This is a genomic window from Paracoccus hibiscisoli (assembly GCF_005048265.1).
GTDB lineage: Bacteria > Pseudomonadota > Alphaproteobacteria > Rhodobacterales > Rhodobacteraceae > Paracoccus > Paracoccus hibiscisoli.
In genome coordinates this window covers 115,949-136,784 of sequence record NZ_SUNH01000013.1, presented here as the reverse complement: position 1 = coordinate 136,784, position 20,836 = coordinate 115,949, and the positions used below count along the sequence as shown (strand labels likewise).

Here is a 20,836-nt window from a genome sequence, read left to right as displayed (position 1 = left end):
GCTGAGGTCCGCTTACATCCGCCTCAGCCGCCGGTTCTCCTCTTCCATGGCCTTCATCTGGCTGATCAAGGACGCATCCATGCCGCCATACTTCGCCCGCCATTTGTAAAACGACGCGCTTCTCATGTCATGCGCCCGGCACAGCTCGCCCACCGGCACACCACCTTCGGCCTGCCGCAGGATCGCAAGGATCTGAGCCTCAGTGTATCTGCTTGCCTTCGTTCAAAATCTCCTCGTTCATCTTGCCGAGAAACTTCTACTTATGCAGCCCCTTACTTTCGGGGGCGATTACCGAGCCATTCAGCAGCGCGTTGGTCGGGAAAACGATTCACTGGATCGTTTTCTGATCCTCCCAACTCCACTGATTGATTATCGTCGGATGCACGCCGAACCGGCTCGCCAGCTCCGACACCGTCGCCTCGCCTTTCAGCGCCTTAAACGCAGGGGGATGCTGCCTTCGTTTCGAAATCATAGATCTCCTTCGTGGTGAAGATCAGCAGATAGCAAAGCGGAGCTTACGTCAGTGTCCAGTTTTCGGGGGCCACCTCAAAGGTCGCGCAACTTCGGCCTTGTAGCCCGCAGATGCCGCGATCAGTTGCGTGGTGTAGGGGGTGGAGCCCTGGCCCTGTCGCAGGCGGGCGGCGGGCAGGATCTCGACAATGCGGCCTTGCTGCATGACCGCCAGACGGTCGCACATGTGGGCGATCACCGACAGGTCATGGCTGACCATCAAGTAAGTCAGCCCATGTTCCTCGCGTAGGTCGGCCAGCAGGTTCAGGATCTCGGCCTGGACGCTGACATCCAGCGCGCTGGTCGGCTCGTCCAAGAGCAGCAGGCGCGGTTCAGCGGCCAGGGCACGGGCGATCGCCACGCGCTGACGCTGTCCTCCGGACAGCTGGTGCGGATAGCGGAAGCGGAACCCCCGGCCCAAACCCACGTCGTCCAGCAGCGTGACGATGCGCTGGTCGATCCGGTCCATGCCCTGCAGGCGCAGGGTCTCGGCCAGGACGGCATCCACGGAATGGCGCGGATGCAGGCTGGCATAAGGGTCCTGGAACACCATCTGGACCGTGCGAAAGAACGCCCGGTCGCGCCGGTCGCCGGCCTGCGCCTGACCGTCGACCGCGATGCGCCCGGACCAGCCGGGGATCAGCCCGGCGATGGCGCGCAGGATCGTGGACTTGCCCGACCCGCTTTCGCCCACCAGACCGAAGCTCTCTCCCGGTGCCACGTCAAAGGTAGCGTCGTGGACCGCAGTGACCCGGTCCGGGGCCTGTCCGAACCAGACGCTCAGATCGTCGACGTTCAGCATGTCAAAGCCCTTTCCAGCTGTCCTGGCGTTCCAGCACGGGCAGGCGGTCCACCGGCGCATCCAGCCGCGGCAGGCTGTTCAGCAGCCCGCGGGTATAGGGGTGCTGCGCGCGGTGCAGATCGCGCGCAGGCAGCGTTTCCACCACGCGGCCCGCATACATGATCAGCACCCGGTCGCAGAATTGCGCGACCAGGTTCAGGTCGTGGCTGATGAAGATCAGCCCCATGCCCCGGTCGCGGACCAGCCGGTCCATGATGTGCAGGACCTCGGTCCGGACCGACACGTCCAGCGCGCTTGTGGGTTCGTCCGCGATCAGGATCTGGGGGTTGGGGGCCAGCATCATGGCGATCATGATGCGCTGGCCCATGCCGCCCGATACCTGATGGGGATAGCTGTCCATGACCCGTTCAGGGTCGCGGATCTGCACGGCCTCCAGCATCTGCAGTGCCTTGTCGCGGGCGGCTGCGCGGGGCGCGCGGGCGTGCAGGCGATAGGCCTCGATGATCTGCTGACCCACGGTCATCACCGGGTTCAGGCTGAATTTGGGGTCCTGCATGACCATGCTGATACGCCCGCCGCGAATGGCACGCATCTGGCGGTCGGGCAGGTTCAGGATGGACTGGCCCTCCAGCTCCATCCGGGCGGCCTCGACCCGGCCGGGCGGGCGGACCAGGCCCAGGATGGCGCGGCCGGTCATGGACTTGCCCGACCCGCTTTCGCCCACCACGCCAAGGCGTTCGCGGCCCAGGTCGAAATCGATGCCGCGCACGGCCTGAAATTCGCCCTGACGGGTGGGAAAGGTGACGCGCAGATCGCGCACGGACAACAGGGGTTCGGTCACGACTTGTCTCCCTTGGGGTCCAGCACATCGCGCAGCCCGTCACCCAGCAGGTTGAAGGCCATCGACACCAGAAAGATCGCGATACCCGGCATGGCGGCGACCCACCAGAAGTCCAGGATATAGCCTCGCCCGTCGCTGATCATCGCGCCCCATTCGGGCAGCGGCGGCTGTGCACCCAAGCCCAGAAAGCCCAGACCCGCCGCCGACAGGATGATCCCCGCCATGTCCAGCGCCACCCGAACGATCAGGGACGACAGGCACAGTGGCCAGATGTGGCGGATCAGCAGGCGCAGCCGCCCCGCCCCCTGCAGACGCGCGGCGGCGATGAAGTCGGCGTTGCGGATGGTCAGAGTCTCGGCCCGGGCCAAGCGGGCATAAGGCGGCCATGCGGTCAGCGCCAGGGCCAGAACCGCGTTGCCGATGCTGGGCCCCAGGGCCGCGACAAAGGCCAGCGCCAGGATCAGCTTGGGGAAGGCCAGAAAGATGTCGGTCACCCGCATCAGAACCTGGTCCACCCAGCCCCCGGCGAACCCCGCGACCGTGCCGATCAGCAACCCGATGACCGGCGCGATCAGCGCGACCGTGCCCACGATGAACAGCGTGATGCGCGACCCGTGGATCAGCCGGGACAGGATATCGCGCCCCAACGCGTCGGTGCCCAGCCAATGCGCGGCCGATGGCGGCTGCAGCCGGTTGGCCAGGTTCTGCGCATAGGGGTTCTGCGGCGAAATCCACGGCGCCAGGATCGCCATGCCGATCAGCACCACCAGCACGATCAGCCCGACCATCGCCAGCCTGTTGGCACGAAAGGTCAGCCAGCCCTGATAGATCGCGCCAAGCCGCGCCTGGCGGCGGGTCTGCGGCGCGTCGGACAGCAGCCAGTCGCGCCGGCTCTCCGGGGGGCGTGTCATCGCGCTCATGTCGACCTCGGGTCAAGGAAACGGTACAGGATGTCGCTGAACAGGTTCAGCAGCACAAAGCAGACGCCGACGACGACCGTGCCGCCCAGCACCGCGTTCATGTCCCCCGACAGCAGACCACGGGTGATGTAGCTGCCCAGACCCGGCCAGCTGAAGATGATCTCGGTCAGGACCGACCCCTCCAGCAGGGAGCCGAAGGACAGCGCGATGACCGTCACCAGCGGGATCGCGATGTTGCGGAAGGCGTGGCCCCAGATGACCGCGCGTTCGGACAGGCCCTTGACGCGGGCGGTGGTGATGTATTCCGCCGACAGCTGCTCCAGCATGAAGCTGCGCGTCATGCGGCTGATATAGGCCAGCGAATAATAGCCCAGCAGGCTGGCCGGCAGGATGATGTGCGAAAACGCATCGCGGAATGCGGCCCAGTCCCGCGCCAGCAGGCTGTCCACCAGGATCATGCCGGTCACGTTCGGCACCATCCCGTCATACAGGATCCCCTGCCGTCCCGGTCCTCCGACCCAGCCCAGCATCCCGTAAAAGACCAGCAGCCCCATCAGCCCCAGCCAGAAGATCGGCATCGAATAGCCGACCAGCGCCACGACCCGCGCGATCTGGTCGATGATGCCGCCCCGCCGCGCCGCTGCGATCACGCCCAACGGCACCCCGATCGCGACGCCGATGAACGTGCCCAGGGCCGCCAGCTCGAACGTCGCGGGAAAGACGCGGGCGATGTCCTGCGCCACCGGCTGCCCGGTCGAGATGGATCGCCCGAAATCGCCGCGCAGCACGTCGCCCACATAGGACAGGAACTGCACGATCAGCGGCTGGTCCAGCCCCATCGCGATATAGGCGGCGTCGTATTGGGCCTGGGTGGCGCGGTCGCCCACGACCTTCAGCACCGGGTCGATCGGCATGACCCGCCCGATGACAAAGGTGACCAGCAGCAGCCCCAGCAGGGTCAGCGCCAGCGACAGGACCGTGCCCGCCACGCTGCGCGCGCGCCTGCGGGTCAGGGCGCGGCGCCGCGACGGTTGGGTCGCGGCGCCGGTCGGATCGGTCAGGGCCATTTATTCGCCCTTCGTCACCTGACGATACATGACCGACGAGATCGCCCCGCCGCTCCACCAGTTCTGGACGCCGTCGCGCAGGCCGACCTGTTCGATGCGCTGGAACAGCGGGACGATCGGCGCCTCGGCCTGATACTGGCGCTGGATGTCCTGATACAGCGCGGCGCGGGCATCGGCATCCTGTTCCAGGGTGGCGGCGACGGTGGCCTCGTTCATCTCGGCCGGGACCTCATAGGCGTTGCGCCAGGCCAGCAGGCCCACGGCGGCGGCCTCGTCGCTGTTGTCGGGGTTGAAGGCAAAGGTCGCGGCATTGGTGTTCGGGTCGGAATAGTCCGGCCCCCATTCGCCCAGGAAAATCGGCACCTCGCGCGCACGATAGGCGTCCAGCACCTGCGCGCCGGTCATCTGTTCGATGTTCAGCGTCAGTCCCACCTGGGCCATCGACGCCTGCAGGGTCTGGGCCACGTCGATATATTCGCGCAGGTCGCGCACGCGGGTGGTGATGGTGCCGCCCTCGATCCCGGCATCGGTCAGGATCTGGCGGGCCTTTTCGATGTCATAGGTCCAGGGCTGCTCCTCCAGCACGCCCAGATAGCCCAGGGGCAGGAAGGTCTGATGCGTGACGAACTGACCCTTCAGGAAGCTGCCAGTGATGCCCTCATAGTCGACCAGATGCTTCATGGCCTCGATGACGGCGGGGTTGGACAGCAGCTCGTCCTTCTGGTTCAGGCCCATGTACAGGATGCGGCCGCGCGGTTCGTCCTGAACGCTGACACCCTCGACCGCCGCCACGGATTCCACGTCAGTGGGCGTCAGGTTGCGCGCCACGTCAATGTCGCCCTGCTCCAGCAGCAGCCGCTGCGCGCTGGATTCCGACACGTTGCGCACGATCACGCGCTTCATCTCCGGGGCGCCCTGCCAATACTCCTCATAGGCGGTCAGCTGCACCTGCTCATTCGGACGCCAGGCGGCCAGGACATAGGCGCCCGAGCCCGCCTCGTTCGTGGACAGCCAGGCATTGCCCAGGTCGCCATCGACCTCGTTGGCCATGACCGTCTCCATGTCGACGACGCTGGCGATGTTCGCGGTCAGGCAGTTCAGCACAAAGGACGGCGCATAGGGCTGGTCCAGCGTCAGCGTCAGGGTGTTGCCGTCGGCGGTGATCATCTGGTCGACGTTGTCGGCGGTGAAGCCGAACTGGGTCAGGATGAAGGCCGGGGTCTTGTCCAGCTTGACCGCGCGCTGCAGCGACCAGGCCGCGTCGGCGGCGCGCAGCGGGTTGCCGGAATGAAAGGTGACGTCCTCGCGCAGGGTGAAGGTGATGGACAGGCCGTCCTCGGACACCTCCCACGCGGTCGCAAGGCTGGGCTGGAATCCCGCATCCGGGTCAAGCGGGTCGAAATCGACCAGCCGGTCATAGGTGTTGTTGTTGACGTCATTGCCCGCGAACTCAAAGCTTTGGGCCGGGTCCAGGCTGATGATGTCGTCGATGGTATGGGCCACCACCAACGTGTCCGCGGGCGTTTCCGCCCAGGCCGCAGGGCTGAGGGCAAGTGCGGAGGCCAGCAGCAGGGCGCGCGTGGTCAGATGAAATGTCATGTGGATCTTCCCCGTCGTTGAGTGGTCCCCGCCTTGATGCAGGGTTGCACAACGTGCAGCCTGACGCAGCGACGCAACGCTTGCAAGCCCCACCGTGGCAGGCCCGGTGCCGTTGCGGGTCCGGGGCCGCGACTGCCCATGAAACGACCGGCATCGTCCGCGGATGTCCGGCTCAGCCGGTGCGGGCCTCTCCGCCAGGTGGCGGTGCGGGGGCGGGGGCGTGGCTGCCATCGGGCGCGCACTGGCTGCGACCGCGGGCATCGGGTTCGGTGGTCATCGCCTGCCCGCTGACCCGGTTCCGCCCGGCCAGCTTGCTGCGATACAGCATCCGGTCGGCCCCGGTCAGCCAGAAGCCATTGTCGCCGCCCATGTCGCAGCGCCCCGAGGCGACGCCGATGCTGACCGTGACCACCGGCGCGACCTGCGACGCGCGATGCGCGATGCCCAGGGCCTGGACGCCTGCGCGCATCGCCTCGGCGACGCTCAGGGCGCCGTCCAGATCGGTGCCGGGCAGGATGCAGGCGAACTCCTCTCCTCCATAGCGCGCGCACAGGTCGCCGGACCGCCGCACGCATTGCGCCAGGCTGGCCGACACCGCCTGCAGGCAGCGGTCGCCCTCGGGGTGGCCATAGCTGTCGTTGAACCCCTTGAAGTGGTCGATATCCAGCATCAGCACCGCGATCAGCCCGCCCTCGCGCGCCTGCCGGTGCAGCTCCGCCTGCAGCCGCCGTTCCAGCATGCGCCGGTTGCCCAGACCCGTCAGCGGATCGCGCAGCGCCTGTTCGGTCAGCTGATCGCGCATGCGCTTCATCTGGACGTGGTTGCGCACCCGCCGAAGCAAGGTGGCGGGGCGGATCGGCTTGGTCACATAGTCGATGGCACCGACCGCCAGGCCGCGCAGCTCTGCCTCGTCATCGCCCAGGGCGGTGGCAAAGATCACCGGCACGTCGCACAGCAGCGGATCGGCCTTGAAGATCCGGCACAGCTGATAGCCATCCATGCCGGGCATCACGACATCCAGCAGGATCAGGTCGGGCCGGGCGGCATGGGCCACCTGGATCGCCTGTTCGGCCGACAGGGCAAAACAGATCTCGTAATCGTCCTCCAGCACGGCCGAGACGATCTCGATATTGGCAGGCTCATCGTCGATGACCAGAATGGTCGGGCGATCGTCCATGATCAGCTCCTCGGCTGTCGGTGGTCGGAGGGAAGGGTGTCCAGAAGGGCATCCGCCGCCGCGTAGTCCAGGCGCAGCAGCGCCTGTCGCAGCGGATGGTCACCTCGCAATGCCGGGTCCAGCTGCAGCGCCTCGGCCAGGGCGTCAAAGGCGCCGCGCGCGGCCATGCTGCGGCGGCGCACCTGATCGTGCAGCTGGCTGCGCAGTTGCCCCAGCAGGGCGGGGTCGGCTTGTGCCTGCGCATGCGTGGCCGGCGGGGCAGGCTGCGTCAGGCTGTCCGCAGCCGCGATCGCGGGCCACAGCGCAGCATCCAGCGCGTCCAGCATCGGGTCCAGCGCCTGTCCGTCCGGCTGCGCCAAGGCAGCCTCGATCCGGCCGGCCAGCGTCGCGACGTCGGGCAGTTCCAGCGAGGCAGCCACACCCTTGAGCGTATGGGCGGCGCGATGCGCGTCCTCGGTCCGGCCTTCGGCGACCAGACGGCGGATCTGCACCACCGCATCCCGGTTGCCTTGGGCAAAGGACAGGATCAGCCGCCGCAGAAGCGCGCGCTTGCCGTTTACCCGCAGCAGCGCGGCCGGGATGTCGAACGGCGGCAGCATGTCTGGCAGCGCGCCATCCGCCGCGATGGGGGCGGGCGCCACCGGCGGCAGGGGGGCGACGCGCGCCGGGCGGATATGGCGTGCCAGCACCGTCACCAGCTGCACGGGGTCCACGGGTTTGGTCAGGTGGTCGCACATCCCCGCCTCCAAGCAGGCCTGCCGTTCGGAATCATAGGCATGGGCGGTCAGCGCGATGATGGGCAGGTCCTGCGGGCTGTGCGTCCGGCGGATGCGGCGGGTGGCGGTCAGGCCGTCCATCTCGGGCATCTGCATGTCCATCAGCACCGCGCCATAATCGACCGTGCCCGCCTCGATCATCTGACAGGCGATCAACCCGTTTTCGGCGCAGTCGACCTGCAGGCCCGCATCCGCCAGCAGGGCCACGGCGATCTCTCGGTTGATCGGGTTGTCCTCGACCAGCAGGACGTGGCGGCCTGCCAGGACCTGCGGCGGGGCCTTGGTCGCGGGCATGTCGACCACGCTGGCCGCCAGATGCCGCTCGGCCAGGCCCGGCAGCTGACGCAGCGCGTCAATCAGGCTGCGCGCATTGATCGGCTTGGCCAGGAACAGGTCGATCCGTTCTCCGGCAGCCTCGTGCATGACGGCATCGACGCCATGGGCGGTCATCACCATCGCCGCCGGTACGCGCCGCAGCCCCATGCCGCGCAGGGCGCGCAGCGTCTGCAGCCCGTCCATGTCCGGCATCTTCCAGTCCAGGATCAGCAGGTCGTATGCCGATCCACGCTGATCGGCCGCGCTGATCATGTCCAGCGCGGCCCTCCCAGACGCGGCCACGGTGACGCGCATCTGCCAGCGGGCAAAGGCTTCCTCCAGCATCTTCAATGCGATGGGGCTGTCATCGGTGATCAGAATGCGCAGTGCGCGAATGGCGGTGCAGGGCAGGGCGCTGTCGGCCAGCGCCGCGTCGCCCACGGCCAGCCGCACGGAAAAGGTGAAGGTGCTGCCCTGGTCCGGGGTGCTGTCCGCGCGGATCCAGCCGTCCATCTGCTCGACGATCTGGCGGCAGATCGCCAGCCCCAGCCCGGTTCCCCCGAACCGCCGCGTGGTCGAGCTGTCGGCCTGCGTGAAGGGCGTGAACAGCCGCGCCATCTGGTCGGGCGTCATGCCGATGCCGCAATCGCGCAGCGACACCTCGATCCGGGCGGTGTCGCCGTCGCGTTCGGCCAGGCGGGCGGACAGGACGATCTCTCCGTCGCGGCTGAACTTGGTGGCGTTGCTCAGCAGGTTCAGCAGCACCTGATTCAGGCGCAGCTCGTCGCCGACCACCACCTCGGGCAGGTCCGGGGCCAGCTCCTGGCGCAGGGTCAGGTTGCGCTCTGCCATGGTTTCGGCCACCAGCTGGACCTGGCAGGACAGGGCGGATCGCAGATCGAAGGGGCGGCTTTCCAGCGTCAGGGCCCCGGCCTCGTTCTTGGAGAAATCCAGCAGGTCGTTGATCAGCCGCAGCAGGACGCCGCCCGCCGTGCTGATGCGGCTGACATGCTCGCGCTGGTGCGGCTCCAGCGGGGTGCGCTGGACCAGATGGCAGAACCCAAGGATCGCGTTGATGGGGGTGCGGATCTCGTGGCTCATATTGGCCAGGAACATGCTCTTGGTGCGGTTGGCCTCCTCGGCCTCGCGGGTGCGCTCCTCCAGGGCGGCGCTTTTCGCGACGATCTCATCGCTCATCCGGCCGATGCGGTCAAAAGACTGCACCACCTTGTCGCTGACCCAGATCAGGACGATCGTCTGGAACGCCACGATGGCGCCGTGCAGCAGCACCCGCCCCAGATCGCCATCGGACGAAAAGACCGCACCGGGCAGCACATAGAACAGCACCAGATGATGCACGGTGATCGCCGCCGCGCTGATCATCAGCGCGGCACGGTCGAACCAGGCCAGGCTCAGCGCCAGCACCGCATAGAAATACATGTGCATGTCCATCTGCCAGGCGTGGCCCTCGAAGACCAGCAGGAACAGCGCGGGCTCGGCCACCAGCACGACGGCGGCGATGTTGCGGGTGACTGGCGCGGTCCGTTTCCAGTGCCATGTCAGCTGATAGATCGCGGCCAGGACCGCCGCCGCCGTCATCGCGACCAGCGGCGACATGCTGCCCACCCACCGCGCCGCCAGCCCGATGACCGGCACATGCGCCCAAAGCAGCGTGACCAGCATCCGGCCATAACGGGCACGCAGCGCGTTCAGTTCGACGTTCATGCCGCCCCCCCTCTGGCCGGGGCGGCACAGCCCAAGTTGCCCGGTGCGGCAAGGACGCCCCAAGCCCCCGCGTGGCGTATCCGGTCGGGGAAATCAGGCTGGTCGGACAGGGTCAGGACCGCGCCCGGCAGCCAGCCAAAGGCCATCACCCCGCCGCCCGCGCGATAGACCATGTCCATGACCACCGCGTCGGGCAGTCCGGGCCGCATCAGGACCAGATACTGACCGCTGGCACCGCCGCGCATCAGCGCATGGCCCGACAGCGCCGCCAGCCCCGCCAGCGCAAGCACCAAAGCCGGAAGAAAGGCCAGGACGCCATCGCGCGGGTGACCTTGCGCCGCCTTGTCCGTCATCGCCGTGATTCTGGGTGCCATCTTGCCCTGTCCCATCTGCAAGGCCCCAGATTAGCCATGCGGGCGCCGCCAGTCCCTCGACCGGTCGAATGCAAGAATATCCAGTTTGATCTGTTTGGCCGTTGCAGCGGCGATCCGGGGGGTCAGAACCCCAGGCGGTCGCGCAGCCCGAACCACGCCATGCCCGCCACCAGCAGCGGCTTGCGCAGGGCCGCGCCGCCCGGAAAGGGCCGCGTGGGGACGGCGGCCATCGCGTCGAACCGTTCGGCCTGGCCTGCCACGGCTTCGGCCATCAGCCGTCCCGCCAGGGTGGCCACCGCCACGCCGTGCCCGGAATAGCCGCTGGCCGACAGGCAGTTCGGCGCGGGCCTGGCGAAACACGGCATCCGGTTCATCGTGATCGCCAGCGTCCCGCCCCAGGCATGGGTCAGGGGTACGCCCTGCAGCTGCGGATAGACCGACAGCAGATGGGGGCGCACCACCGCCGCGATGTCGCGCGGAAAGCGATAGGTCACCGTCTCTCCGCCGCCAAAGACCAGCCGCCGTTCATCGTCCAGCCGCCAATAGTTCACCACGAATTTCGTGTCCGCCGCCGCGATGCGGTCCGGCAGGATCTCGGGGTGGTCGTCCAGCGGCGGGGTCGTGACGATATAGTTGTTGATGGGCATCACCCGCGCGGCGACGCCCCGGTCCAGATCGCCCAGATAGCCGTTGCAGGCCAGGATGACGTGATCGGCCCGGAGCACGCCCTGATCGGTACGGATGGTGCTGGGCGCGCCATGGGTCAGGCCGGTGACCTGGCTGCGCTCAAAGATCACCGCGCCCGCATCGCGTGCCAGCCGCGCCATCCCCAGGGTCAGCGCCAGCGGCTGCACATGCCCCGCCCCCCGGTCCAGATCGCCGCCGACATAGGCCGCACTGCCAAGCGCCGCAGTCATGCCGTCACGGTCCAGCGCGGTGACCAGATCGTAATTGTAATGGCGCGCCAGATGGTCAGCGATGTGGCGGGCGTGGTCGACCTCGGCCGCCGTGCGGCAGGCATGGGCGATGCCGTCGCGGACCGGAACACCGGCCTCGGCCGCGATGGCGCGGACGGCGGCTTTGGCCTCTTCGGCCAGGTCCCACAGGCGGCGGGCCATGTCGCGGCCCAGCTTCGCCTCCAGCCAGTCGACCTCCTGGCGCTGGCCGGAGCCGATCTGGCCGCCGTTGCGGCCCGACGCGCCGAAACCCACGCGCTGCGCCTCCAGTACCGTCACCGACAGGCCCCGCCGCGCCAGATGCAGCGCCGCCGACAGGCCGGTATAGCCCGCGCCGATCACCGCCACATCCGCCCGCGCCTCGCCCCGCAGGGGGGGCAGGTCGGGCTGCGGGCCGCACTGGTCGGCGTAAAGGCTGGGCGGATAGGCGCCGGGCCGGTCGTTCAGATGCAGCAGGTTCATACGTTCAGCAGCAGGTGTTCGCGTTCCCAAGGGCTGATGACCTGCAGGAACTCTTTGTATTCGTTGCGCTTGACAGATTCATAGACGGCGGTGAACTCCTCTCCCAGAACGCCGCGCATCGCCTCGTTGTCCATCATCAGGTCCAGCGCGTCGCCCAGGTTATACGGCAGCTCGTCCCGCGACATATAGGCGTCGCCCAGACATTCGGCGCGCGGGTTCTCTGCCTCCAAGAGGCCCAGATAGCCGCAGGCCAGCGACGCCGCGATGCCCAGGTAAGGGTTGCAGTCCATGCCCGCCAGCCGGTTCTCCAGCCGCCGCGCCTCGGGCCCCGAGATCGGCACGCGCAGGCCGGTGGTGCGGTTGTCGCGGCCCCATTCCAGATTGATGGGCGCCGCAAAATCCGGGACATAGCGGCGATAGCTGTTCACATAAGGTGCCAGAAGGGCGATGGCCGCGGGCAGGTGCTTTTGCATCCCGGCGATGAAATGCAGGAAGGCCGGCGTCTCGCGCCCCCTGTCGTCGGAAAAGATGTTCTGGCCGGTGGCGATATCCGTGATCGAGTGGTGGATATGCATCGCGCTGCCCGGCTCGCCTTCGATGGGCTTGGCCATGAAGGTCGCGAAGCAGTCGTGGCGCAGCGCGGCCTCGCGGATCAGCCGCTTGAAATAGAAAATCTCGTCGGCCAGGGCCACGGGGTCGCCGTGGTTCAGGTTGATCTCGACCTGGCCCGCGCCGCCCTCTTGCAGGATGCCGTCGATCTCGAAGCCCTGCGCCTCGGCAAAGTCATAGATGTCGTCGATGACCTTCCCGTATTCGTCGACCGCCGACATGGAATAGGCCTGTTTCGCCGCAGCCCTGCGCCCCGTGCGACCCATGGGCGGGATGATCGGCTGGTTCGGGTCGATGTTCCGGGCGACCAGAAAGAACTCCATCTCGGGCGCCACGACCGGGTTCCAGCCCTTGTCGCGATACAACTGCACCACGCGTTTCAGAACGTTGCGCGGCGCGATGGGCATGGGGTTGCCCTGCTGGTCGGTAGCGTCATGGATGACCTGTATGGTCCAGTCCGCCGTCCAGGGCGCGGCGGTGGCGGTGGAATAATCTGGCACCATCACCATGTCCGGTTCGGTGAACGCCCCCGAGGGGTTGTCGGCCCATTCCCCGGTGATCGTCTGCAAAAAGATTGAATTGGGCAGATAGAACTGGTTCTGGCGCGCGAATTTCGACGCGGGCATTGCCTTGCCACGAGCCACGCCCGCCATGTCGGCCACGATGCATTCAACCTCGTCCAGGCGGCGCCCGGCCATGAAGTCGCGCGCGGCCTGGGGCAGTTTCTCGGTCCAGTCGCTCATGCGGCACCTTTGTCGGCTCGCGCCAGGGCGCGGGGTTGCTTGAAGAAGGCCTCGATCCGCTCGGCCAGCAGGGACGCGCCATCGGCCTGCCCCATTCGGGCGGAAGCCGCGGCCAGCAGATCGTCCGGGACGACGCCCTTGGCGCGGGTGTCCATCAGTCCTTGGATGAAATCGTCGCCGAATTCCGGATGCGCCTGCACGGTAAAGGCCCGGTCGCCATAGATCAGCGCGGCATTCTCGCAGAACGCGTTGCGGCCCGCGACTTGCGCACCGGGCGGCAGGGCCACGACCTGATCCTGGTGCCAGGCGTTCAGCGTGACGGGTTGGCCGCCGAAATCGTAATCCTGCGCGCCAACGGCCCATCCACCGGGATGCTTGACCACCGTGCCGCCCAGGGCCTGCGCGATGATCTGGTGGCCAAAGCAGATGCCGACCATCGGCACGCCCGCGTCATGGGCGCGGCGGATGAAATCCTCCAGCGGCGGGATGAAGGCGTGATCCTCGTATGCGCCGTGGCGCGAACCGGTCAGCAGCCAGCCGTCGGCGTCGTGGATATCGTCGGGAAACGCCATCTCCTCGACATGCCAGGTGGTGAAGTCGAAACCGCGCCCGTCCAGCAGGCGCATGAACATGTCCGGATAGTCGCCCAAGTCCGGCTTCAGCTGCGCCGGCGACTGGCCGCATTGAAGGATGCCGATCCGCATGAAAAACCTTGATGTTGCTTGTGACCAAAGCCTAGTCGCCCCGCAGGGGGGGCCGCAAGGGGGGCGTTTGCGGCTTTTGGCGGTCTGGCCGGACCGCCCCGCAGGCGTTAGGCTGCGCCCAAACGGAAAGGATGCCCCATGCCCCATCAGCGCCCCGAAATCGACCCCGAGGGCCTCGACGAATTCTCGGTCGTGTTCACCGACCGGTCCCTGAATCACATGTCCAAACGCTTTCAGCAGGTGATGCGCGACCTGTCGGCGGGCCTGTGCGAGGTCTATGGCGCGGCGCAGGTGGTGATCGTGCCGGGCGGCGGCAGCTACGGCATGGAATCGGTCGCGCGCCAGTTCGGGCGCGACGCGCATGCGCTGATCGTGCGGAACGGCTGGTTCAGCTATCGCTGGAGCCAGATCTTCGACGCGGGCGCCTTCGCGCGCGAGGTCACCGTGGTCAAGGCCCGGCCCCAGGGCAACACGCCCCAGCCCGCCTATGCGCCGCCCCCCATCGACGAGGTCGTGGCCCGCATCCGCGAGACGCGCCCCGACGCGGTGTTTGCCCCGCATGTGGAGACTTCGGCCGGGTTGATCCTGCCCGACGACTATATCACCGCCCTGGCCGATGCCGCGCATGAGGTCGGCGCGCTGATGGTGCTGGACTGCATCGCGTCGGGCGCGATCTGGGTCGACATGCAGGCCACGGGCGTGGACGTGCTGATCTCTGCCCCGCAAAAGGGCTGGTCGGCATCGCCCGCCGCGGGTCTGGTCATGCTGTCCGACCGCGCGGCCGAACGGCTGGAGGCGACCGCCAGCGACAGCTTTGCGCTGGACCTGAAGAAATGGCGCGCGATCATGCAGGCCTATCTGGACGGCGGCCACGCCTATCACGCGACCATGCCGACCGATGCCCTGCTGGGCCTGCGCGACGCGATGGAGGAGACCCGCGCGATGGGCTTTGCCGCCGCCCGCGACGCGCAATGGCGGCTGGGCTGCGCGGTCCGGGACGATCTGGCCGCACGCGGCATCCGGTCGGTCGCGGCCGAGGGGTTCCAGGCACCGGGCGTCGTCGTCAGCTATACCGACGACCCAGAGGTCAAGTCGGGCCGCGCCTTTGCCGCCCTTGGCACCCAGGTCGCGGCGGGCGTGCCGCTGGCCATCGACGAAGGGGCCGATTTCTCGACCTTCCGGATCGGACTGTTCGGGCTGGACAAGCTGCGCGATGTCGAGGGCACGATGGCGCGGCTGTCGCCGGTGCTGGACCAGGTGCTGCGCTGACCCTTTGACGTACACGTCATGGCGGGCTACTGCGCGGGACACGTCTTCCCGAACAGGACCATGCCATGACGCTGACGATCGATCTGGAAAGCCCGCTGGACGCGGATCTTGACCTGCTGTTCCAGCGCCACACCGCCGAGATGCATGCCGACACGCCCCCCGAATCCGTTCACACCATGCCCAAGGAGGCGCTGGCCGACTCCGCCATCGCCTTTTTCGTGGTGCGGGACGCGGGCCGCCCCGTCGCCATGGGCGCGCTGAAGGACCTGGGCGAGGGGCATGCCGAACTGAAATCCATGCATGTCCTGACCGAACAGCGCGGGCGGGGCGTGTCGCGGATGCTGCTGCGCCATATGCTGGATCAGGCGCGTCTGGCGGGCCATCGGCGACTGTCGCTGGAGACGGGCGTGCAGCCCGGTTTCATCGCCGCGCGCGGTCTTTATGCGCGGGAGGGGTTCACCGAATGCCCGCCTTTCGGTCAGTATCGCGCCGACCCTAACTCGGTGTTCATGACTCTGATGCTATAGCGCCTCACCAAGCCGATCGACTGGTGCGCGATGCGCGCTAAGGCTGACGGTGACTGCGGTCGCGTGACGGCTATCGAGGTGGTGCATGGGTTACGAATGGGCGTTCATCGCCAACTGGTTGATCTTTGGCGGGCTGACCATGCTGTATGCCGACCCCTTCGACATGTTCGGCAGCGACGATGACGACGACCGCGCGGATGACGACGACCGCGACCCCGGCATCACCCGCATCGGCACCGATGCCGACGAGGTCATCGAGGGGACCGAGCGTGACGACATCCTGTCCGGCATGGCGGGCAACGACCGGCTGATCGGCCTGGGGGGCGATGACGCGCTGGCCGGTAATACCGGCCGCGACACGCTGGAGGGCGGCGACGGCAATGACACGCTGGCGGGCGGCGGCGGCACCGATGTGCTGCTGGGCGGTGCGGGCGATGACATCATCAGCGTCGACCGCCTGGACCGTGAGGCCATCTGGACCCGCGGCGGCGCCGAGACGCTGTCGGGCGGCGAGGGCAACGATTTCCTGTTCTTCACCCCCGACGATATCGCGGATGGCGGCAGCGGGCAGGACAGCTTCAATCTGATCCTGACGCCCGAGGGCGGGCCGGCCACCATTTCGGATTTCGATCCGGCCGATGATCAGCTGACACTTTATGCCGAATTCGACCCCGAGAACCCGCCGCTGATCACCGTGCGCTTTGACGAGGCCAGCCAGACCACCCAGGTCCTGCTGGGTGATCGCCAGACGCTGGTGCTGAACGGGAACTTCACCGCCGAACAGCTGGCCGTGCGCCTGCTGACGCAGGAACAGCTGCCGTTCTAGGCCGCAGGGCCCGATATTGCGCAGGGTCGGGTGACGCGCTATCAGGGGAATCACGGTCCCGTAGCTCAACTGGATAGAGCACCTGACTTCTAATCAGGATGTTGGGCGTTCGAGTCGTCCCGGGATCGCCACCCATCCACCGTCTATTCCGGGGGCAGCCCCATCCGGCGCAGCACCTGTTGGCGGATCTGGGCCGAGCGGCGGTCGGGAATGCCCAACAGGCCCGCGACCAGCCGGATCAGGCTGTCCTCGTCCTGGCCGCGGCGGGTATCGGCATAGGCGACCTCCCACAACCCGGCCAGCACGTCGCAGCGGTCCTCCAGCGCGATCCGGTCCTTGATCTGGCGGGTAAAGCGAACGGTGTCGCTGGCCTCGGCCTCCAGCACCTCGGCCTGCAGGCGGCGGGTGGCGGCCTGATCGGCGGACAGGCCGCGGCGCGACAGCACGCGTTCGATCCGCTTGCGTTCGTCATCGTCGTAATGATCGTCGGCGCGGGCCACGCGCACCAGCAGGGCGGCAATCGCCAGCTCGGCGTCGTCGCTGTCGATGGGCGTGGGGGTGTCGCCCATCAGGCGGGACAGAAGATCCATGAACATCCCGCCACCATGCCCGCCCGGCGCACAGGGGTCTAGCCGGGCCATCCCTCGACGATGATCACATCTGCGGCAGAGACCGGCTCGCGCAGCGCGCGCGCCGCCTGGTAACCGGCGCTGTGATAGCAGTCCTGCGCGGCCTGCAGGGACGGAAACTCGATCACCACGCTGCGGGGGCGGGACTGCCCCTCGACCACCTGCTGCGCGCCGCCGCGCACCAGAAACCGGGCGCCATATTGGGCAAAGGGCGCGGCATTGGCTGCGCGATAGGCCTCGTAGGCGTCGGGATCGTCGATCGTCACATGGGCGATCCAATAGGCCTTGGTCATCGGTCCTCCGGGACGGCGATGCGGCCCTGCGCCACCGGGACCGCACGCCCCGACACGCAGACCTGCGCCAGACTGCCGCCGCGCACCGTGATGCGCAAGCCCAACCGCGCGGGGCGCCCCATCTCGATTCCCTGGCGCAGGGACAGGCGGGTCTCTCCCTCGGGCAGGACACCCGCGGCCAGCAGGGGGGCGGCCAGCGTGGCGGTGGCGGACCCGGTGGCGGGGTCCTCTGGCACCCCGTTGGCGGGGGCGAACATGCGCGCGCGGAACCCGGTGCCGGGGGGCAGGTCGGGGTCGGGCGCATAGCAATAGACCTTGCCGGGGCCTGCGCTCAGCGCTTCGAAAGCGGCACCATGCGGGCGGGCCTGCGCCAGCGCCGCCACATCGCGCAGCGGCACCATGACGAAACCCGGCCCCGCCTGCGCCAGCATCGGGCGGTGGCGGTCAAAGCCCACCTGCGCCCCGTCCAGCCCCAGCCCGGCGGCCGCCACGGCAGGGTCCACCGCCGCGCCGCATTCCGGCAGCACGGGCGCCGCGAATTCCGCCAGCCCGTCGCGGATGGTCACCGGGACCGGCCCGGCCTCCTCCTCCAGCACCAGATCGCCGTCACGGGGCGACAGGTGCAGCGCGCAGCCGATGGTCGGGTGGCCCGCAAAGGGGATCTCGGCCAAGGGCAGGAAGATCCGCACCCGTGCGGCATGGGCCGGGTCGCGGGGTGCCATGACAAAGATCGTCTCGGACAGGTTGAACTGGCGCGCGATGGTCTGCATCTGCCGCCCGCTCAGGCCGTCCGCACCCGTCACCACCGCCAGCGGATTGCCGGAAAAGGCCCGGTCGGTGAACACGTCATAGACATGGAATTCCAGCATGACGCCCCCGCATCAGTATTTCTGCGGGACATACAGCTCGCGCGGGACCACGTCACGTTCGTAATCGGGGTTGAACACGCGGTCGGGCAGGGTGATCTGTTCGTGATCGACCTCCCCGTAGGGGATCAGGCCCAGCAGGTGGTCGATGCAGTTCAGCCGCGCGCGCCGCTTGTCATTGCCGGGCACTATGTACCAGGGCGCCTCGGGGATGTTGGTGCGCTCGAACATGTCCTCCTTGGCCTTGGTATAGGCCTCCCACCGGATGCGGGACTGCAGGTCCATGGGCGACAGCTTCCACTGTTTCAGCGGGTCGTGGATGCGCATCTGGAACCGCATCTGCTGTTCCTCATCGGTGATCGAGAACCAGTATTTCACCAGCCGGATGCCCGAGCGCACCAGCATGCGTTCGAATTCCGGCACGTCCTGAAAGAACTGTTCGACCTGGTCCTCGGTCGCGAAACCCATCACCCGTTCGACGCCCGCGCGGTTGTACCAGCTGCGGTCAAACAGCACGATCTCTCCGCCGGCGGGCAGGTGGGGGACATAGCGCTGAAAATACCATTGCGTCTTTTCGCGGTCCGAGGGGGCGGGCAGGGCCACGACGCGGGCCACGCGGGGGTTCAGCCGCTGGGTGATGCGCTTGATCGCGCCGCCCTTGCCCGCCGAATCGCGGCCTTCGAACAGCACCACGACGCGTTCGTTGTTGTGGCTGACCCAGTCCTGCAGCCGGATCAGTTCGGATTGCAGGCGCAGCAGCTCGCGGAAATAGACCCCGCGGTCCAGCTGGTCGGGATGGTGGCTGCGATAGATGCGGCGGATCTCGGCAGAGAGGACGGCGTCCTCCAGCTCCAGCTCGATCTCCTCGTCCAGGGTCTCCTGCAGCTCGGCTTCCAGCCAGTCCTTGTAGTCGTTCATCTGCGTCTCCGAATGGGCTTGCTGCGGTCTAGGGCGGGATTGTGACGGCCCGATGTCAGCGTGAGAATTGGCGCGCGCAATCGGGCGTCACGGCCAGCACCATGCCGCCGTCGCGCAGCCCGTCCACCGTGCCGCACCACGCGCCCTGCATCGTGAACAGGCTGCGCGTGCCCCGCGCCGGGCGATAGGCGATGCGCCGCCCCGTCAGGTCGAACAGGTTCAGCACGCCCCCCGCATTGGGCGCGTAATAGCCCACCACCGATCCATCGGCGGTGAAGATCACCCGCCCCTCGTTCACGCGGTCGGTGGGGCGGTTGCCGGGGGTGGTCGCGGCATTCGCAGTGTTGCCGGCAGAATTCCACGCCGCATGGGGGGCGTTGCCCGGGCGCGCCGGGTTGTTGGCCGGATGCCCCGGCCCCAGGTCAAAGGGCAGCTGTGTGCGGTCCAGCACCACCAGCGGCGCGTCAGCCAGGGCCGCAGGCGCGGCCAGCATCAGCAGGATCAGGGCAAGTCGGGTCATCGGGCGCATCCTTTGCCCGCCATCATGCCCGCAGGCCCGGCGGCACGCCAGTGCCCGCTGCACGGTTGCGCCGGGCGGTGGCGCGGCCTAAGCCGGGGGGGTGCGGCAGATGCCGCCAGCCGCAAAGGGGCGATGCCATGGCCGATGATGATTATGTCTATGACGAGGCCAGCGGCGAATGGCGCCCCGCCGCCGACATCGCCGCCGAGGCCGAGGCCGCGGGCATCGTGCGCGACAGCGCGGGCACGCCCCTGGCCGATGGCGACCAGGTCGTCGTCATCAAGGACCTCAAGGTCAAGGGCAGCAGCAGCGTGATCAAGCAGGGCACCGTGATCCGGTCGATCCGCCTGACCGCCGACCCCGCCGAGGTCGATTGCCGCCATGACAGCATCCGCGGCCTGGTGTTGCGGACCGAGTTCCTGCGCAAGCGCTAGTCCCGCAGCGCCGCCGTCAGCCGGTCCCATTCCGCGCGGTTGCCGGGCACCCCAAGTCGCAGCCAGCGGTCGGAATAGGGAAACCGTCGCGTCCAGATGTGGGCGCGGGCCAGGCGGTCCTGTTCGGCCACAGCGTCCGGGGTGTCGTACAGGCGGAACAGATGCGTGCCCCCCAGGGGCCGCCACCCCGCCTGGGCAGCCAGGCGGTCCAGGTTCAGGCTGGCCTCGCTGTGATAGGTGACGGTCTGGTCGGCCCAGGTCCGGTCGGCCATGGCGGCGGTCGCGATCTCCAGCGCGGGGCCGCCGACCGACCAGGGGCCCGCCGCCTCGCGCAGCCGCGCCAGCAGGTCCGGGGCGGCCAGCACAAAGCCAAGGCGCAGGCCGGCCAGCCCCCAGAACTTGCCGAAACTGCGCAGCACGATGACATTGTCCGGCAGGTCCGGGGCCAGCGACAGGTCCGGGCGCGGATCGGCAAAGCTCTCGTCCACGATCAGCCAGTCGACGCGTTGCGCCAAAGCGCGCAGCCGCGCGGGCGTCCATTCGCGCCCGTCGGGGTTGTTGGGGTTCACGACGACGGCCAGATCGGCCCCCTCCATCGCGGTCAGGTCGGGGGCGGGGGTGACCTGCCATCCGGCGGCGGTCAGGCTGGCGGCATGTTCGTTATAGCTGGGCGTGATCACCGCCGCGCGGCCGGCAGGCAGCAGGCGCGGCAGCAGCTGGATCGCCGCCGTGGCCCCCGCCACCGGCAGCACCCGGTCGGGCGCGCAGCCGAACCACGCCGCCGCCACCCGCACCAACGCATCTGACGCAGCCTGCGTCGGCAGGGCGCGCCACGCGGCCTCGGACAGCGGGGGCACGGGCCAGGGCTGGCGGTTGATGCCGGTGGACAGGTCGATCCAGTCGCCCGCGCCGAATCGCGCCTGCGCCGCGTCCAGATTTCCGCCGTGATCGCGTGCCATGCGTGCCCCCTCGAT

At 68.1% G+C, this 20,836-nt stretch carries 21 protein-coding genes, 1 tRNA gene and 1 pseudogene; 5 read left to right on the top strand and 18 right to left on the bottom strand.

The window, feature by feature from the left end:
• Positions 1-15: 15 nt before the first annotated feature.
• From FA740_RS10680 to FA740_RS10620, 12 genes and pseudogenes are all read right to left on the bottom strand, one after another.
• Positions 16-219, bottom strand: a pseudogene (locus FA740_RS10680) (transposase); the annotation flags it as partial.
• Positions 220-520: 301 nt separating this feature from the next.
• Positions 521-1,312 (bottom strand): ABC transporter ATP-binding protein, encoded by a 792-nt coding sequence (locus FA740_RS10670; RefSeq protein ID WP_136856755.1) that lies wholly within the window; start codon positions 1,310-1,312, stop codon positions 521-523.
• 1 nt (position 1,313) lies between these two features.
• Positions 1,314-2,153, bottom strand: coding sequence for an ABC transporter ATP-binding protein (locus tag FA740_RS10665; RefSeq protein ID WP_136856754.1), 840 nt, complete (start codon positions 2,151-2,153; stop codon positions 1,314-1,316).
• Positions 2,150-3,064, bottom strand: coding sequence for a nickel transporter permease (nikC, locus tag FA740_RS10660; protein WP_136856753.1), 915 nt, complete (start codon positions 3,062-3,064; stop codon positions 2,150-2,152). The genes FA740_RS10665 and nikC overlap by 4 nt, the downstream gene beginning before the upstream one ends.
• Before the next feature lie 5 nt (positions 3,065-3,069).
• Positions 3,070-4,140 (bottom strand): ABC transporter permease, encoded by a 1,071-nt coding sequence (locus FA740_RS10655; protein WP_136856752.1) that lies wholly within the window; start codon positions 4,138-4,140, stop codon positions 3,070-3,072.
• Complete coding sequence (locus FA740_RS10650; RefSeq protein ID WP_136856751.1) at positions 4,141-5,739, bottom strand: ABC transporter substrate-binding protein; 1,599 nt, start codon at positions 5,737-5,739, stop codon at positions 4,141-4,143.
• A 172-nt stretch (positions 5,740-5,911) separates the two neighbouring features.
• Complete coding sequence (locus FA740_RS10645) at positions 5,912-6,916, bottom strand: GGDEF domain-containing protein (RefSeq protein ID WP_136856750.1); 1,005 nt, start codon at positions 6,914-6,916, stop codon at positions 5,912-5,914.
• A 2-nt stretch (positions 6,917-6,918) separates the two neighbouring features.
• Positions 6,919-9,732, bottom strand: a complete 2,814-nt coding sequence (locus tag FA740_RS10640) for a response regulator (RefSeq protein WP_136856749.1) — start codon at positions 9,730-9,732, stop codon at positions 6,919-6,921.
• Entirely contained in the window at positions 9,729-10,106 is a 378-nt protein-coding gene (locus tag FA740_RS10635; protein ID WP_136856748.1) for a hypothetical protein, read from the bottom strand. The genes FA740_RS10640 and FA740_RS10635 overlap by 4 nt, the downstream gene beginning before the upstream one ends.
• A 122-nt stretch (positions 10,107-10,228) precedes the next feature.
• The gene (locus FA740_RS10630) at positions 10,229-11,524 is read right to left on the bottom strand and encodes an NAD(P)/FAD-dependent oxidoreductase (RefSeq protein WP_136856747.1); all 1,296 of its coding nucleotides are present in this window, start codon (positions 11,522-11,524) and stop codon (positions 10,229-10,231) included.
• Positions 11,521-12,876 carry a glutamine synthetase family protein gene (locus FA740_RS10625; protein ID WP_136856746.1) on the bottom strand — a complete coding sequence of 452 codons (1,356 nt, stop codon included), beginning with the start codon at positions 12,874-12,876 and terminating at the stop codon, positions 11,521-11,523. The genes FA740_RS10630 and FA740_RS10625 overlap by 4 nt, the downstream gene beginning before the upstream one ends.
• Complete coding sequence (locus tag FA740_RS10620) at positions 12,873-13,580, bottom strand: type 1 glutamine amidotransferase (protein WP_136856745.1); 708 nt, start codon at positions 13,578-13,580, stop codon at positions 12,873-12,875. The genes FA740_RS10625 and FA740_RS10620 overlap by 4 nt, the downstream gene beginning before the upstream one ends.
• Before the next feature lie 138 nt (positions 13,581-13,718).
• Between FA740_RS10620 and FA740_RS10615 the strand changes: the two genes are divergently transcribed.
• From FA740_RS10615 to FA740_RS10600, 4 genes are all read left to right on the top strand, one after another.
• A complete protein-coding gene (locus tag FA740_RS10615; protein ID WP_136856744.1) occupies positions 13,719-14,849 on the top strand; it encodes an aminotransferase class V-fold PLP-dependent enzyme in 1,131 nt (376 codons plus the stop codon).
• A gap of 29 nt (positions 14,850-14,878) precedes the next feature.
• The gene (locus FA740_RS10610; RefSeq protein WP_277355203.1) at positions 14,879-15,376 is read left to right on the top strand and encodes a GNAT family N-acetyltransferase; all 498 of its coding nucleotides are present in this window, start codon (positions 14,879-14,881) and stop codon (positions 15,374-15,376) included.
• 85 nt (positions 15,377-15,461) lie between these two features.
• Entirely contained in the window at positions 15,462-16,202 is a 741-nt protein-coding gene (locus tag FA740_RS10605; RefSeq protein ID WP_136856742.1) for a calcium-binding protein, read from the top strand.
• Between the two features lie 54 nt (positions 16,203-16,256).
• Positions 16,257-16,333: transfer RNA gene (locus tag FA740_RS10600), tRNA-Arg, on the top strand.
• Positions 16,334-16,345: 12 nt separating this feature from the next.
• Here the strand turns inward: FA740_RS10600 and FA740_RS10595 are convergent.
• From FA740_RS10595 to FA740_RS10575, 5 genes are read right to left on the bottom strand one after another with little or no spacing between them, the layout of a single operon-like run.
• Positions 16,346-16,798: a tellurite resistance TerB family protein gene (locus tag FA740_RS10595; RefSeq protein WP_136856741.1), complete on the bottom strand. Its 453-nt coding sequence runs from the start codon at positions 16,796-16,798 to the stop codon at positions 16,346-16,348.
• 32 nt (positions 16,799-16,830) lie between these two features.
• Positions 16,831-17,124: a DUF1330 domain-containing protein gene (locus FA740_RS10590; RefSeq protein ID WP_136856740.1), complete on the bottom strand. Its 294-nt coding sequence runs from the start codon at positions 17,122-17,124 to the stop codon at positions 16,831-16,833.
• Positions 17,121-17,993, bottom strand: a complete 873-nt coding sequence (locus FA740_RS10585; protein ID WP_136856739.1) for a PhzF family phenazine biosynthesis protein — start codon at positions 17,991-17,993, stop codon at positions 17,121-17,123. Before FA740_RS10585 ends, FA740_RS10590 begins: the two co-directional genes overlap by 4 nt.
• A 12-nt stretch (positions 17,994-18,005) precedes the next feature.
• A complete protein-coding gene (gene ppk2 / locus FA740_RS10580) occupies positions 18,006-18,908 on the bottom strand; it encodes a polyphosphate kinase 2 (RefSeq protein WP_136856738.1) in 903 nt (300 codons plus the stop codon).
• A gap of 55 nt (positions 18,909-18,963) precedes the next feature.
• On the bottom strand, positions 18,964-19,428 hold the full coding sequence (locus FA740_RS10575; RefSeq protein ID WP_136856737.1) for a hypothetical protein: 465 nt from the start codon (positions 19,426-19,428) through the stop codon (positions 18,964-18,966).
• A 137-nt stretch (positions 19,429-19,565) separates the two neighbouring features.
• Here FA740_RS10575 and FA740_RS10570 point away from each other — a divergent pair, with 137 nt between their 5' ends.
• On the top strand, positions 19,566-19,862 hold the full coding sequence (locus FA740_RS10570) for an alkylphosphonate utilization protein (RefSeq protein WP_136856736.1): 297 nt from the start codon (positions 19,566-19,568) through the stop codon (positions 19,860-19,862).
• Here the strand turns inward: FA740_RS10570 and cobD are convergent.
• The gene (gene cobD / locus FA740_RS10565) at positions 19,859-20,821 is read right to left on the bottom strand and encodes a threonine-phosphate decarboxylase CobD (RefSeq protein WP_136856735.1); all 963 of its coding nucleotides are present in this window, start codon (positions 20,819-20,821) and stop codon (positions 19,859-19,861) included. The two genes, FA740_RS10570 and cobD, sit on opposite strands and share 4 nt — an antisense overlap.
• Positions 20,822-20,836: the final 15 nt, after the last annotated feature.

Coding starts and splice junctions, on each gene's coding strand:
- FA740_RS10670 (WP_136856755.1), bottom strand. CDS start 1,312: ATGCTGAACGTCGACGATCTGAGCGTCTGGTTCGGACAGGCCCCGGAC.
- nikC (WP_136856753.1), bottom strand. CDS start 3,064: ATGACACGCCCCCCGGAGAGCCGGCGCGACTGGCTGCTGTCCGACGCG.
- FA740_RS10655 (WP_136856752.1), bottom strand. CDS start 4,140: ATGGCCCTGACCGATCCGACCGGCGCCGCGACCCAACCGTCGCGGCGC.
- FA740_RS10650 (WP_136856751.1), bottom strand. CDS start 5,739: ATGACATTTCATCTGACCACGCGCGCCCTGCTGCTGGCCTCCGCACTT.
- FA740_RS10645 (WP_136856750.1), bottom strand. CDS start 6,916: ATGGACGATCGCCCGACCATTCTGGTCATCGACGATGAGCCTGCCAAT.
- FA740_RS10640 (WP_136856749.1), bottom strand. CDS start 9,732: ATGAACGTCGAACTGAACGCGCTGCGTGCCCGTTATGGCCGGATGCTG.
- FA740_RS10635 (WP_136856748.1), bottom strand. CDS start 10,106: ATGGCACCCAGAATCACGGCGATGACGGACAAGGCGGCGCAAGGTCAC.
- FA740_RS10630 (WP_136856747.1), bottom strand. CDS start 11,524: ATGAACCTGCTGCATCTGAACGACCGGCCCGGCGCCTATCCGCCCAGC.
- FA740_RS10625 (WP_136856746.1), bottom strand. CDS start 12,876: ATGAGCGACTGGACCGAGAAACTGCCCCAGGCCGCGCGCGACTTCATG.
- FA740_RS10620 (WP_136856745.1), bottom strand. CDS start 13,580: ATGCGGATCGGCATCCTTCAATGCGGCCAGTCGCCGGCGCAGCTGAAG.
- FA740_RS10615 (WP_136856744.1), top strand. CDS start 13,719: ATGCCCCATCAGCGCCCCGAAATCGACCCCGAGGGCCTCGACGAATTC.
- FA740_RS10605 (WP_136856742.1), top strand. CDS start 15,462: ATGGGTTACGAATGGGCGTTCATCGCCAACTGGTTGATCTTTGGCGGG.
- FA740_RS10595 (WP_136856741.1), bottom strand. CDS start 16,798: ATGTTCATGGATCTTCTGTCCCGCCTGATGGGCGACACCCCCACGCCC.
- FA740_RS10590 (WP_136856740.1), bottom strand. CDS start 17,124: ATGACCAAGGCCTATTGGATCGCCCATGTGACGATCGACGATCCCGAC.
- FA740_RS10585 (WP_136856739.1), bottom strand. CDS start 17,993: ATGCTGGAATTCCATGTCTATGACGTGTTCACCGACCGGGCCTTTTCC.
- ppk2 (WP_136856738.1), bottom strand. CDS start 18,908: ATGAACGACTACAAGGACTGGCTGGAAGCCGAGCTGCAGGAGACCCTG.
- FA740_RS10575 (WP_136856737.1), bottom strand. CDS start 19,428: ATGACCCGACTTGCCCTGATCCTGCTGATGCTGGCCGCGCCTGCGGCC.
- FA740_RS10570 (WP_136856736.1), top strand. CDS start 19,566: ATGGCCGATGATGATTATGTCTATGACGAGGCCAGCGGCGAATGGCGC.
- cobD (WP_136856735.1), bottom strand. CDS start 20,821: ATGGCACGCGATCACGGCGGAAATCTGGACGCGGCGCAGGCGCGATTC.